This is a genomic window from Pseudomonas sp. AF32 (assembly GCF_022342325.2).
GTDB classification, from domain to species: Bacteria; Pseudomonadota; Gammaproteobacteria; order Pseudomonadales; family Pseudomonadaceae; genus Aquipseudomonas; species Aquipseudomonas uvaldensis.
Genome location: NZ_RQJK02000037.1, coordinates 1 through 12,191, shown reverse-complemented (window position 1 = coordinate 12,191; position 12,191 = coordinate 1). Strand labels below are relative to the sequence as shown.

The window sequence follows — 12,191 nt, the reverse complement described above, 5'->3', positions numbered from 1 at the left end:
CGATAGCGGTGTATCAGACAATGAATGATTGACTGACACACCGCTATCGCGAGCAGGCTCGCTCCCACATGGGTTTTGTGTGAGCCAATATGATCGGAACACCTATGAAACTGCGAGCCGCCCTCGCCCTTTCCCTACTGCCGACCACAGAGCTGCTGGCCGACACCTTCGAGCGCGATCAGGCACTGAAGCTGCCGGACGTGGTGATCAGCGCCAACCGCCAGGTGGAGGCACGCAATGACAGCAGCGCAGCCAACACTGTGTTCACCCGCGACGACATCGATCGGCTGCAACCCAACAGCGTCACCGATCTGCTCAGCCGCGTACCGGGCGTACAGGTGGCCCCGCTGGGTGGGCGCGGCAGTTTGCCGGGGATTTATATTCGCGGCACCAAATCGGCCCAAAGCCTGGTGCTGGTGGACGGCCAGCGCATCGGCAACGCCACATCCGGCGACAGCAACCTGCAACGCCTGAACATCAACCAGATCGAACGAGTGGAAGTACTGCGCGGTTCGCGCTCGGTGATCTACGGTGCCGACGCGGTGGGCGGGGTGATTCAGATCTTCACCCGGCGCGGCAATGAGTCCGGCCTGCAACCACGCCTGCACTTGGGCTTCGGCAGTCACCAGACCTGGGAGCGCAGCCTGGGCCTGTCCGGCGGCGACGAGCACACCCGCTTTAATCTGGGCGCCAGCCTGGACGACAGCGCCGGGACCAATCGCACCCACGAGTCCTACGCCAGCGACCGGGACGACGATGCCAATCGCAACCGATCCTTGAGTTTGAGCCTCAGCCACGTCGTCAACGATGATTGGGAAATCGGCCTCAATCTGTTGGATAACCGCGGCAAAAGCGAATACGACAATCCGTTCGGTCGCTTCGACCCGAACACCTTCGAATCGCTGCCCCAGCAGCCCTACAGTGATTTTGCGGTCAGCAGTTTCAGCACCTATATCGACGGACGGATCAACGACGCCTGGACATCGCGCCTTGAACTGGCCCACAGCGAAAATCGCGAGAAAACCTTCGACAAGCTCAGCGATGTCAGGGAGGTGTTCAACACCTACCGCGATTCCGTCACCTGGCAGAACGACGTGACGTTGGATGCCCGCAACAGCCTGATCCTGGGAGGCGATGGATACCAGGACCGGGTCAACAGCAGCACGCCGTTCGACGAGGACAGTCGTTGGAACCGCGCAGCGTTCATCCAGCATCGTTTCCAAGGGGACAATTTTTCTACCGAGTTGGGCCTGCGCCGCGACCAGAACCAGCAATTTGGCAGCCAGAACAGCTGGAGCGGCACGCTCACCCTACCGATGAACCCGGACAACGATCTGTTGCTGACCTACAGCGAGAGCTTCCGCGCACCGACCTTCAACGACCTTTACTACCCGGACTTCAGCAACCCGGACCTGACGCCCGAAACCGCCAGGAGCTACGAACTGCAATGGCGCAGCCAACTGAACGACACCTCCCGCCTAGAGGCTTCGCTGTACCGCACCGACCTTGAAGACGCGATTATCTTCGGCAGTAATTCCCGCCCGCAGAACGTTGCGTCGGCGCGGATCAACGGTTTCGAGGCAGCCCTCAAGCAGGAACTGTTCGGCTGGCAAGGCAACCTGGGCCTGGCCATCATCGACCCGAGGGACCGTGACAGCGGCCACACCCTCGCCCGCCGCGCCCGCCGGACGTTGAGCCTGGACCTGGACCGGCAGTTCGACCGATTGGGCCTGGGCGCCACCTGGCAAGCGGTGAGCGGCAGTTATGACGAAGAGAACAACCGCAATGCCCTGGGCGGCCATGCCTTGCTCGGCTTGCGCAGCAGTTGGGCGCTGACATCGGAAGTGAAGCTGGAGATGAAGGTGGATAACCTGCTGGACAAGGGTTACAGCCGAGCGCTGTATAGCCATGACGGAGCACAATATGGCTATCGTGAGGAAGGGCGTAGCTGGCTGTTCGGGGTGACCTGGACGCCCGCGCTCTGAACTGGAAGTTGTGGTGTTTGGCCGGCCTCATCGCGAGCAGGCTCGCTCTCACAATTTGATCGTCAAACGCAGCCTGCTCGCGATTGGACGCACCACGGTTTATCTGTCAGGCGCAATCAACCCGCACAACCGCCCCGTCGCCTCGATCATCTGCCCACTGGGCCGCTCCAGCCCTTTGTCACTCACCAGCAACAATCGCCCCTGCGCCACTGGCCAGGCTTTCCAGGCATCGAGCTGTGCCTGCTCCGTGGCCAGGATCATCTGTGGGTTGCGTTGCAGCACCGATTCCACGCTCACCTGCGGCGCCGGCAGGCTCAGGTCGGCAAAGACGTTACGCGCCCCGCATGTTGCCAGGGCATCGCTGATGATCTGCCCGCCGCCGATGGTATACAGCGGCCGGTCCCAGACCTGATAGAACACCGGCAAAGGCACGTCGCGGCGATAGCGCTGGCGCAACGCTTCGAGATTCCCGCGCAACTGCGCCGCCCTGCGTGCGCCTTGTTCAGGGCGACCGAGCCGGATGGCGATGTCTTCGATTTGGTTAATGAGCTGGTCGAGGCTGTGGGGCTCGGCCACGTAGACCGGGATACCCAGGCGCTTGAGTTGGTCGCGCTGGGCCTTGCCCACACTACCGGGCCAAAGCAGGAGCAGATCGGGCTTCAGACTGAGCAAACGCTCCATGTCCAATTGCCCGTAGCGGCCTACGGACGGTAGCTTCTCGAGCGCCGAAGGACGGTCGCCGCCATCCAGCACACCCACCAGCAGGTCGGCGGAGCCCAGTTCAACGACGATTTCGGAAAGCGACGGGGCCAGGCTGACGACCCGCTGGGCCGCGGGGGTCGAGGCGCTGACGGCCAGCAGCAGAAGCACCAGCCATCGTTTCATCAACCGAGCTGGCGCGGCAGGCGATACAGGTAGAACAACACGGCGGAAGACAAGGCCAGCAACATCAGCGGCACGGCTTCCAGGCCCACGAACACCGCCAGGGCACCGATCCAGGCCGGCAACCCGGCAGCCAGAAAAGCGGCACGACGACGCGCCGCCAGCTCGATCCAGGCCTGAGGCTCTTCGGGCGTGTCGAGGGCCTTCTGGGTGGCAATCAAGGCGAGTTTATAAGCGCCAAAGAATCGCAGGCTGACAAACATCGAGGCCACGCCGGCGATGAACAACGGCATCGCCAGCACCGGCAGAATCGCCTCGCCCTGGCCGAACACCGCGTTGATCACAAACAGCGGCAGCAGCGCCAACGCCAAGTATTTCCACCAACCGATAGACAGCCGCCGCCGGACTTGACCCCGCGTCACGCCCGGTCGACCTCGCCCTGGTGCTCGTTGCCCATCATGTGGTCGAGCTTGCTGGCCTTGGTCGCCAGGTAGAGCTTGTTATGAGGGTTATGGCCGGTGTGCAGCGGCACACGCTCGGCGACGACGATGCCCATGTCGGTCAATGCCTTGACCTTGCGCGGATTGTTGGTCATCAACCGCAAGGATGTGACGCCCAGGTGCTGGAGCATGGGCAGGCAGATGCTGTAGTCCCGCAAGTCAGCGGCGAACCCGAGGCGTTCGTTGGCTTCCACGGTATCGGCGCCGCCATCCTGCAATTCGTAAGCGCGGATCTTGTTCAACAGGCCAATGCCACGCCCTTCCTGGCGCAGATACAGCAGTACGCCACGGCCTTCGCGGGCGATGGCCTGCAGCGCGGCTTCAAGTTGCGAGCCGCAGTCGCAGCGCTGGCTGAACAGGGCATCGCCCGTCAGGCATTCGGAGTGAAGGCGACCGAGCACCGGGGCGCCATCGGCAACATCACCCAGGCTCAGCACGACATGCTCGCGGCCGGTGGCTTCGTCGAGGAAACCATGCATGGTGAATTGCGCAAAGGGCGTTGGCAGCTTGGAAGCGGCAACAAAAACGACAGGCACCGGTGTGCTCCTGATCTAGTACTGGAGTTTCGCAGAGGCGGGCATTGTAACAGCAGCTTCCGATGGACGCTTAGGCTGAATTATCGGCCATTACCATCGAAAAGTTTGATTACGGCTTCGGCGGTTTGCCATGTTCGTCGAAAGGATACGGTTGTTTCCAGCGCTCGAAAATCGGTTTCAACTCACCGCTCTTTACCAGGACCTCCATGCGCTGGTCGAACAACGCGAGCAATGCCCGTCCGTTGGCGGTGTTGGCGAAGCCCAGGTAAAGCGGCAAATTGATCAGGGGCGTGTACTTGTACTGGCGAGGATTATCGGCCTTGGCAACCACATCCTGGATCTCCATCAAGGCATCGATATAGAAGTCGGCGCGATCATGGGCCAGCATTGGCAGGATCCCTACCGAGCGTTGAATTTCATTGAAACGCCGGATATTGGGCAGATAGTTGTTGTATTCGTAGCCACGCATCCAGATCAGCCGATAATTACCGAGCGTATCCAGGGTAGGCGCCGGCTTGGAAGCCAGCCCCAGGGCATAGATATGGTCGACATCGTAGTGCCATTGAGGGTAGAGCACGCCTTCGGTTTCGTCGCGATAGGCACCGACCTGGACATCGACCTCACCGCGCTGCACCAGCCCGGTCGAGCGGGTGTAGGGCACGCTGCGGATCTCGAGCCTGACGCCGGCAGGTTCGAACACCGCACGCAAGATGTCCCAGCCCATACCCTGACCATCGGCCTGGGTGTAATCGGCCCACTCTTCGCTGGCGGCGCGGACCTTGCCGGGAAGTGGTGTCGGCTCCGCCGCCAGAGCACCGAGGCAGGTCCCCAGACACAGCAACAGCAATAGCGCTCGGCTTACGCCCATGCCCGCATCCCTCAGGTAAAACACCACACCAGTCCTTGCATTGCCAGCCAGGCAAAGACCCCGGCCAGTATATCGTCGAGCATGATGCCGACACCCCCGTGCACATGCCGGTCGATCCAGCGGATCGGCCAGGGCTTGAGAATATCGAAGAAGCGGAACACCAAAAAACCCGTCAGCAGCCAGTACCAGCCTTCCGGCACCAGCCACAGGGTGATCCACATTCCGACCATTTCGTCCCAGACGATACCTTCATGATCGTGCACCCGCAGGTCATCTGCCACTTTGCCACACAGCCAGAAGCCGAACAGCATGGTGATGCCCAACGCGAGCCAGTAGCCCCAGTCCGGCAACATCTGCCACAACGGTATGAAGGGTAGCGCAACCAGCGAGCCCCAGGTGCCCGGTGCCTTGGGTAAAGTACCCGAACCGAAGCCAAACGCCATGAAATGCCAGGGATTGCGCCAGACCGAGGGGGGTACGAATTCAGCCGGGACCTGGTTGGGATGATCTGTCACGGTGTCTCCCGAAAATGTTGATAACCCCGGATTTGCGGGGTGATGTCGCGCCCGTCGGCGTCGACCAAGCGCACACCCTGCCCCGCTTCGGCACGGCCGATCACATGGATGGGCCAACCCTGGGCCTGTAATGCCGACAATCGGACAGACGGCACGGTAAAAAGCAATACATAGTCGTCCCCACCACTCAGCGCGGCCTGCTCGGCGGCCGGCCGGCCAAGAAACGCCAGCAATGCGTTGGACAGCGGCAGCCGGTCCCGTTCAATCCGAAGTGCCACACCGGACGCCACTGCAATATGCCCACAGTCGGCCAGCAGACCATCGGAAATGTCCATGGCGGCACTGGCCATGCCCCGTAGCGCCAGGCCCAGGCCAGTCTGCGGTTGCGGCGACCAGTAGTGGGCCAGCAGCGGCTCGGCGATCGAGGGTTCGGCTTCGCGCTGGCCAAGCACCAGCGGCAATGCCCCCGCCGCATTGCCCAGCTCGCCACCGACACACAGCCAGTCGCCGGGTTGCGCGCCACTTCGAGTCAAGGCCTGGCCGGTCGGCACGCGGCCAAACACAGTCATGGTCAGGCTCAGCGGCCCACGGGTGGTGTCACCGCCCACCAGCGCGACGCCGCAAGCCTGGGCCATCCGGTTCAAGCCACGGGCATAAGCTTGCAGCCAGTCGGCGGTTACCGCGGGCAAGGTCAGGGCAAGGGTAAAGGCGACAGGAGTGGCGCCCATGGCAGCCAGGTCGCTGACTGCCACAGCCAGCGAACGCTGGCCCAGCAGGAACGGGTCGCAAGGGTCGGGAAAATGCACACCGGCCACGAGCGTGTCGGTGGACACCGCCAGCTGTTCCCCTTGGGGAACGGCCAGCAAGGCACAGTCGTCGCCGATCCCCAGCGCAACGCCCTCGCCACCCTGCGCGCAAGGCGCAGCGGCGAAGTAGCTGCGGATCAGCTCAAACTCACCCATTCAGCGCTTGAACGCCTTCACTTCAGCTTCGCGCAGGCGTGGGGCAAGCTTGTCGAGTACGCCGTTGACGAATTTGTGACCGTCGGTGGAGCCAAAGACTTTCGCCAGCTCGATCCCCTCGTTGATCACCACACGGTACGGCACGTCGACCCGCTGCATCAGCTCCCAGGTCGACAAGCGCAACACGGCCAGCTCGACCGGGTCCAGCTCCTCGATGGTCAGGTCCAGGCAAGGAGCCAGGGCCTTGTCGATCTCGGTCTTGTGCGCCGGGACCCCGTGGAGGATCTCGCGGAAATAGGCACCGTCGACATCACTGAAGTCGTTATCGACCCGAAATTGCGCTTCGATCTCGTTCAGCGACTGTTTGGCCATGTGCCATTGATACAGTGCCTGGGTCGCGAGCTGACGGGCTTCGCGGCGCTTGGCGCTCTTCGAAGGCTTGCCGGCATCGGCCGGCTTGGGATCGCGTGGGTTGAAACGATCGCTTTCGTCGCTAATCACTTGGCCTCCAACTGCGCCAGCAGGCTGACCATTTCCAGGGCGGACAGGGCAGCTTCGGCGCCTTTGTTACCGGCCTTGGTGCCGGAACGTTCGATGGCTTGCTCGATGGAATCAACGGTCAGCACGCCGAAAGCGACCGGTACGCCGAACTCCATGGACACCTGGGCCAGGCCCTTGGTGCACTCGCCAGCCACGTATTCGAAGTGCGGAGTACCGCCACGAATGACCGCGCCCAGGGCGATGATCGCTGCATATTCGCCCTTTTGAGCGACTTTCTGCGCAACCAGCGGAATTTCGAAGGCGCCAGGCGCACGGATGATAGTGATGTCGCTTTCGCTCACGCCATGGCGAACCAGGGCATCGACCGCACCGTCAACCAGGCTCTCGACCACGAAACTGTTGAAACGGCCCACTACCAGAGCGTAGCGGCCTTTGGGGGCGATGAAGGTACCTTCGATGGTCTTCAGGGTCATTCGTCAGATCTCTTAAAGAGCCGGAGCGCGTTTGGTACGCGTTCCTTGGTGATATTAGCCAGCAGTCCAGGTTCTCCTTGTGGGAGCGAGCCTGCTCGCGATTGCGCCGGATCAGTCACATCACTGCTGCCGGATCCGGCTATCGCGAGCAGGCTCGCTCCCACAGGGGATCTCCTGAAATGAACAGGTCATTATTCGGAGGGCACGTATTCTACAACTTCCAGATCGAAACCGGATATCGCATTGAATTTCATCGGTGCGCTCATCAGGCGCATTTTACGCACGCCCAGGTCGCGAAGGATCTGCGAACCGGCACCGACGATGCTGTAGGTGGTCGGTTTTTTCACCGCCGCCTGGTCGCCAGTCTCGCGGATGTGCGCCAGCAATACATCACCGTCCAGCGGGTGCCCGAGCAGCAGCACCACGCCGCTGCCGGCCTCGGCCACGGCGGCCATGGCAGCGCGCAGGCTCCAGCGGCCGGGCTGTTTGACCATCAGCAGATCGCGCAGCGGGTCCATATTATGTACACGCACCAGGGTCGGCTCTTCGGCGCAGACGGTGCCCAGGGTCAGCGCCATGTGCACGTCGCCTTCCACCGAATCGCGGTAGGTCACCAGGTTGAACTGGCCCAATTCACTGTCCAACGGCTGCTCGGCAATCCGCTGAACGGTACGCTCGTGGATCATCCGGTAGTGAATCAGGTCGGCGATGGTGCCGATCTTGATGTTGTGTTCGGCGGCGAAGGCCTCCAGTTCCGCACGACGGGACATGGTGCCGTCGTCGTTCATCACTTCGCAGATCACGCCGGCGGGTTCGAAACCGGCCATGCGCGCCAGGTCGCACGCCGCTTCGGTGTGGCCGGCGCGGGCCAGGGTGCCGCCGGCCTGGGCCATCAGCGGGAAAATGTGGCCGGGGCTGACGATGTCTTCGGCCTTGGCGTCCCTGGCGGCAGCCGCCTGCACGGTACGCGCCCGGTCAGCGGCGGAGATACCGGTGGTCACGCCCTCGGCGGCCTCGATGGACACGGTGAACTTGGTACCGAAGCCGGAACCGTTGCGCGGCGCCATCAGCGGCAGCTTCAGCAGTTCGCAACGCTCACGGGTCATCGGCATGCAGATCAGGCCACGGGCGTGTTTGGCCATGAAGTTGATGTGTTCGGCCTTGCAGCACTCGGCGGCCATGATCAGGTCGCCTTCGTTCTCGCGGTCTTCGTCATCCATGAGGATGACCATCTTGCCTTGGCGGATGTCTTCAACCAGTTCTTCGATGCTATTGAGCGCCACGCGGCACCCCCTTGGGTCAGGATTTGAGGTAGCCGTTGGCGGCCAGAAAACTTTCAGTGATGTTGCTGCCGGATGTGGGCTCTGCGGCCTTATCACCGAGCAGCAGGCGCTCCAGGTAACGGGCCAGCAGGTCGACTTCCAGGTTCACCCGGCGACCCGGCCGGTACGAGGCCATGATGGTTTCGCTCAGGGTGTGAGGAATGATCGTCAGCAGGAACTCGGCGCCATCCACCGCGTTGACCGTCAGGCTGGTGCCGTCGACGGTGATCGAGCCTTTGTGGGCGATGTATTTGGCGAGTTCTTTCGGGGCGCGGATACGAAACTCCACGGCCCGGGCGTTATCGGTGCGGGAAACCACTTCGCCGACGCCGTCCACGTGGCCGCTGACCAGATGCCCGCCCAGCCGGGTGGTGGGGGTCAGGGCTTTCTCCAGGTTGACCGGACTGCCGCTCTTGAGATCGTTCATGGCGGTGCAGTCGAGGGTTTCGCGGCTGACATCGGCCATAAAACCATTGCCCGGCAGTTCCACGGCGGTCAGGCACACGCCATTCACGGCGATGCTGTCGCCCAGTTTGACGTCGCTCAGGTCGAGCTTGCCGGTTTCGACGTAGACCCGTACATCACCGCCCTTGGGGGTGAGTGCACGGATGCTGCCGATGGATTCGATGATGCCGGTAAACATGGAGTCCTCCTCGAGAACAGGCCGCCGCAGGAGCGAAGGCCGGGAATTATACGCTGGCCGGCGGGACGGGAACGGCGATGACTCGCCAGTCATCGCCCACGGCGCGGATTTCGGTGATTTTCAGCTCCGGGGCGTCCTTCATGTACGCCAGTGGCCAGTCGAGCAATGGCCGCGCCGAAGAGCCCAGGAACTTGCCAGCGATGAAAATCTGGAATTCATCCACCAACCCTTGTCGGGCAAAGGCCCCCGCCAGGCGCGGACCGGCTTCCACCAGCACTTCATTGACGCCACGGGCCGCCAACTCCAGCAACAGGCGATGCAGATCGACCTGACCGTCATCCCCCGCCACGATCATGCATTCAGGGCCGTTGGCATACTGTTCTTCCACCGCCATGCAAGTAGCGACCAGCGCCGGGCCAGCCTTGAAGAACGGCGCGTCCAGCGGCACCCGCAGGCGTCCATCCACCAGCACCCGCAGCGGCGGGCGGCTCATGGCCAGCGCGGTTTGCTCCGGGTCCAGCCCCAGCTCATCGGCGCGCACGGTGAGCCGGGCGTTGTCCGCCAGCACCGTGTCGGCGCCGGTCAGCACCACGCTGGCCTGGGCCCGCAGCCGCTGCACCGCCGAGCGCGCGGCCGGGCCGGTGATCCACTGGCTTTCGCCACTTTCCATGGCGGTGCGGCCATCGAGGCTCATGGCGAGCTTGACCCGCACGAACGGCAGGCCGTGCTCCATGCGTTTGAGGAAGCCCGGATTGAGCTGGCGTGCCTCGCTCTCCAGCACACCGCTTTGGGTAACGATACCGGCGTCGGCCAGACGCTGCAGGCCACGACCGGCAACCTCCGGGTTCGGGTCCTGCATCGCCGCGACCACACGGGCCACGCCGGCATTAACCAGCGCATCGGCGCAGGGCGGCGTGCGCCCGTGGTGGCTGCAAGGTTCCAGTGTCACGTAGGCCGTGGCGCCCCGGGCCAGTTCACCGGCGGCGCGCAAGGCATGGACTTCGGCATGGGGTTCGCCGGCGCGAATATGCCAGCCTTCGCCGACAATCTGCCCATCGCGCACGATCACACAACCCACCCGGGGATTGGGGTGGGTGGTGTAATGACCGCGTCGCGCCAGTTCCAGGGCACGGGCCATATAGTGGGCGTCGAGGACGGCCTGCTGCGCCGGGGCGGTCATTCTTTCACCGGCTCGCGGGCCAGACGATCGATTTCCTCGCGGAACTCGTTCAGGTCCTGGAAACGACGGTACACCGAGGCGAAACGGATGTAGGCGACCTCATCGAGCTTCTGCAGCTCGGCCATCACCAGCTCACCGACGACCAGGGATTTGACCTCCCGCTCGCCAGTGGCCCGCAGCTTGTGCTTGATGTGCACCAGCGCCGCTTCCAGGCGCTCGACGCTCACCGGGCGTTTTTCCAGGGCGCGCTGCATGCCGGCGCGCAGTTTGTCTTCGTCGAACGGCTGGCGGCTGCCGTCGGTTTTGATCAGGCGCGGCAACACCAGCTCAGCGGTCTCGAACGTAGTGAAACGCTCGCCGCAGGCCAGGCATTCGCGGCGACGGCGAACCTGTTCGCCCTCGGCGACCAGTCGCGAGTCGATGACTTTGGTGTCGTTGGCACCGCAGAAGGGACAGTGCATGGTGGCAGGCAACAAAAAATGGGAGGGCCATGGTAGCGCATCCCACTGGCAAGACAAGCCATAGGGTTTACGGTATACAGACGGGCTTACTGCCAGATCCATGGAATTCACCTTGCTGGAGCCACACATGCCGCTACGATCGCTCGTTTTGCTCAGTTTTTTCAGCCTGCTGATGGCGTGCAGCAGCGACGCCCCCAAACCTGCGGCCCCCGCACCAGCGCCAGCGCCGAAACAGGCTCAGGAAAAAGCCCGGCAAGCCACCGAACTGGGGCCGTTGCCGGCCTATCAACGGGAATTGAGCGGCACGCTGCAAGGCGTGCCGGCCGGGGCCGAAGTCGAACTGGCGCTGCTGGTGATCGACGATAAGGACCGTCCCCAGCAATTGCTCGCCAGTTCCAGCCTGATCGGCACCAACCAGGCCCTGCCCTTCCGCCTGCGCTTCAACCCGGATGCCTTCCCGGTTGGCGCTCGCGTGGAACTGCGCGGTCGTGCCAGCCAATCGGGCCAGTTGATCCTGCACCTGCCGGAGCAACGTATCAGCCAACCGACCACCCAGGCGCTGGGCGCGCTGCAGTTCGTCAAAGCACCATGAATGCACCGCAAGACTTGCAACAAGCACTGGGCGAGCTGCTGGGCGATGCGCGCCTGGTGGCCTGCCCGCTGCCCGACACCGACCTGAAACTGTGGTTGATCGACGGCGACAACATGGATCGCGCCTTCAGCCCGGAGGAAACCCGGCGCATTCTCCACGAGCCGCCCTACTGGAGCTTCTGCTGGGCCAGCGGCCTGGCAATGGCCCGCTATCTGGCCGAGCGACCTCAGTGGGTCGCGGGCAAGCGGGTACTGGATTTCGGTGCCGGCTCCGGCGTGGCGGGCATCGCAGCGATCAAGGCCGGGGCGCTGGAGGTGGTGGCCTGCGACCTCGATCCACTGGCAATCGCCGCATGCCGGGCGAATGCCGCCCTCAACGATGTTGAGTTGGGTTATTCGGTGGACTTCTTCGCCGAGGCCGACCGCTTCGACCTGATCCTGGTGGCCGATGTGCTCTATGACCGGGCCAACCTGCCGTTGCTCGACCACTTCCTCAGCCGTGGCCGCGAAGCCCTGGTAGCTGATTCGCGGGTGCGGGATTTCCAGCATCCGTTGTACCGGCGCATTGAATTGCTCGAAGCCATGACCTTGCCGGACCTGGCTGAGCCTGAGGAGTTTCGGCATGTGAGCCTGTACCACGCGCGGCGTTAGCTTCAAAAAGCATCGCGAGCAGGCTCGCTTGTATGGTAGGACTTGAAGGGAGGAGGAGGGACAAGGCTCGATTCTGACTGTTAGCCGCAGTACAGACTGTGGGAGATTTCGCCCCTCCTCC

General features: G+C 63.0%; 15 protein-coding genes. 3 read left to right on the top strand and 12 right to left on the bottom strand.

Translation table 11 applies throughout. The features are described from left to right. The first annotated feature begins 104 nt into the window (after positions 1-104). A complete protein-coding gene (locus EGM97_RS25505; RefSeq protein WP_238963037.1) occupies positions 105-1,985 on the top strand; it encodes a TonB-dependent receptor domain-containing protein in 1,881 nt (626 codons plus the stop codon). Positions 1,986-2,084: 99 nt separating this feature from the next. Here the strand turns inward: EGM97_RS25505 and EGM97_RS25500 are convergent, their stop codons facing one another. The 12 genes from EGM97_RS25500 to nrdR all read right to left on the bottom strand — a co-directional run bounded on the left by EGM97_RS25500 (position 2,085) and on the right by nrdR (position 10,828). After that, the gene (locus EGM97_RS25500) at positions 2,085-2,870 is read right to left on the bottom strand and encodes a cobalamin-binding protein (RefSeq protein ID WP_238963036.1); all 786 of its coding nucleotides are present in this window, start codon (positions 2,868-2,870) and stop codon (positions 2,085-2,087) included. After that, the gene (locus tag EGM97_RS25495) at positions 2,870-3,289 is read right to left on the bottom strand and encodes an MFS transporter (RefSeq protein WP_238963035.1); all 420 of its coding nucleotides are present in this window, start codon (positions 3,287-3,289) and stop codon (positions 2,870-2,872) included. Before EGM97_RS25495 ends, EGM97_RS25500 begins: the two co-directional genes overlap by 1 nt. Beyond that, a complete protein-coding gene (ribA, locus tag EGM97_RS25490; protein WP_238963034.1) occupies positions 3,286-3,903 on the bottom strand; it encodes a GTP cyclohydrolase II in 618 nt (205 codons plus the stop codon). The genes EGM97_RS25495 and ribA overlap by 4 nt, the downstream gene beginning before the upstream one ends. Positions 3,904-4,012: 109 nt before the next feature. Further along, entirely contained in the window at positions 4,013-4,771 is a 759-nt protein-coding gene (locus EGM97_RS25485) for a substrate-binding periplasmic protein (protein WP_238963033.1), read from the bottom strand. Positions 4,772-4,782: 11 nt separating this feature from the next. Then, positions 4,783-5,286, bottom strand: a complete 504-nt coding sequence (locus EGM97_RS25480) for a phosphatidylglycerophosphatase A family protein (protein WP_238963032.1) — start codon at positions 5,284-5,286, stop codon at positions 4,783-4,785. Further along, the gene (gene thiL / locus EGM97_RS25475) at positions 5,283-6,248 is read right to left on the bottom strand and encodes a thiamine-phosphate kinase (RefSeq protein ID WP_238963031.1); all 966 of its coding nucleotides are present in this window, start codon (positions 6,246-6,248) and stop codon (positions 5,283-5,285) included. The genes EGM97_RS25480 and thiL overlap by 4 nt, the downstream gene beginning before the upstream one ends. Further along, positions 6,249-6,749 (bottom strand): transcription antitermination factor NusB, encoded by a 501-nt coding sequence (gene nusB, locus EGM97_RS25470; RefSeq protein ID WP_238963030.1) that lies wholly within the window; start codon positions 6,747-6,749, stop codon positions 6,249-6,251. Further along, on the bottom strand, positions 6,746-7,222 hold the full coding sequence (gene ribH, locus EGM97_RS25465; RefSeq protein WP_030140459.1) for a 6,7-dimethyl-8-ribityllumazine synthase: 477 nt from the start codon (positions 7,220-7,222) through the stop codon (positions 6,746-6,748). Before ribH ends, nusB begins: the two co-directional genes overlap by 4 nt. Positions 7,223-7,413: 191 nt before the next feature. Continuing rightward, complete coding sequence (gene ribBA / locus EGM97_RS25460) at positions 7,414-8,505, bottom strand: bifunctional 3,4-dihydroxy-2-butanone-4-phosphate synthase/GTP cyclohydrolase II (protein ID WP_238963029.1); 1,092 nt, start codon at positions 8,503-8,505, stop codon at positions 7,414-7,416. 16 nt (positions 8,506-8,521) lie between these two features. Next, on the bottom strand, positions 8,522-9,187 hold the full coding sequence (locus tag EGM97_RS25455) for a riboflavin synthase (RefSeq protein WP_238963028.1): 666 nt from the start codon (positions 9,185-9,187) through the stop codon (positions 8,522-8,524). A 46-nt stretch (positions 9,188-9,233) separates the two neighbouring features. Next, positions 9,234-10,367 carry a bifunctional diaminohydroxyphosphoribosylaminopyrimidine deaminase/5-amino-6-(5-phosphoribosylamino)uracil reductase RibD gene (gene ribD, locus EGM97_RS25450; RefSeq protein ID WP_238963027.1) on the bottom strand — a complete coding sequence of 378 codons (1,134 nt, stop codon included), beginning with the start codon at positions 10,365-10,367 and terminating at the stop codon, positions 9,234-9,236. After that, positions 10,364-10,828, bottom strand: a complete 465-nt coding sequence (nrdR, locus tag EGM97_RS25445; protein ID WP_024778359.1) for a transcriptional regulator NrdR — start codon at positions 10,826-10,828, stop codon at positions 10,364-10,366. The genes ribD and nrdR overlap by 4 nt, the downstream gene beginning before the upstream one ends. A 127-nt stretch (positions 10,829-10,955) precedes the next feature. Between nrdR and EGM97_RS25440 the strand changes: the two genes are divergently transcribed. Further along, positions 10,956-11,420: a YbaY family lipoprotein gene (locus EGM97_RS25440; RefSeq protein ID WP_238963026.1), complete on the top strand. Its 465-nt coding sequence runs from the start codon at positions 10,956-10,958 to the stop codon at positions 11,418-11,420. Next, the gene (locus EGM97_RS25435; protein ID WP_238963025.1) at positions 11,417-12,070 is read left to right on the top strand and encodes a class I SAM-dependent methyltransferase; all 654 of its coding nucleotides are present in this window, start codon (positions 11,417-11,419) and stop codon (positions 12,068-12,070) included. Before EGM97_RS25440 ends, EGM97_RS25435 begins: the two co-directional genes overlap by 4 nt. Positions 12,071-12,191: the final 121 nt, after the last annotated feature.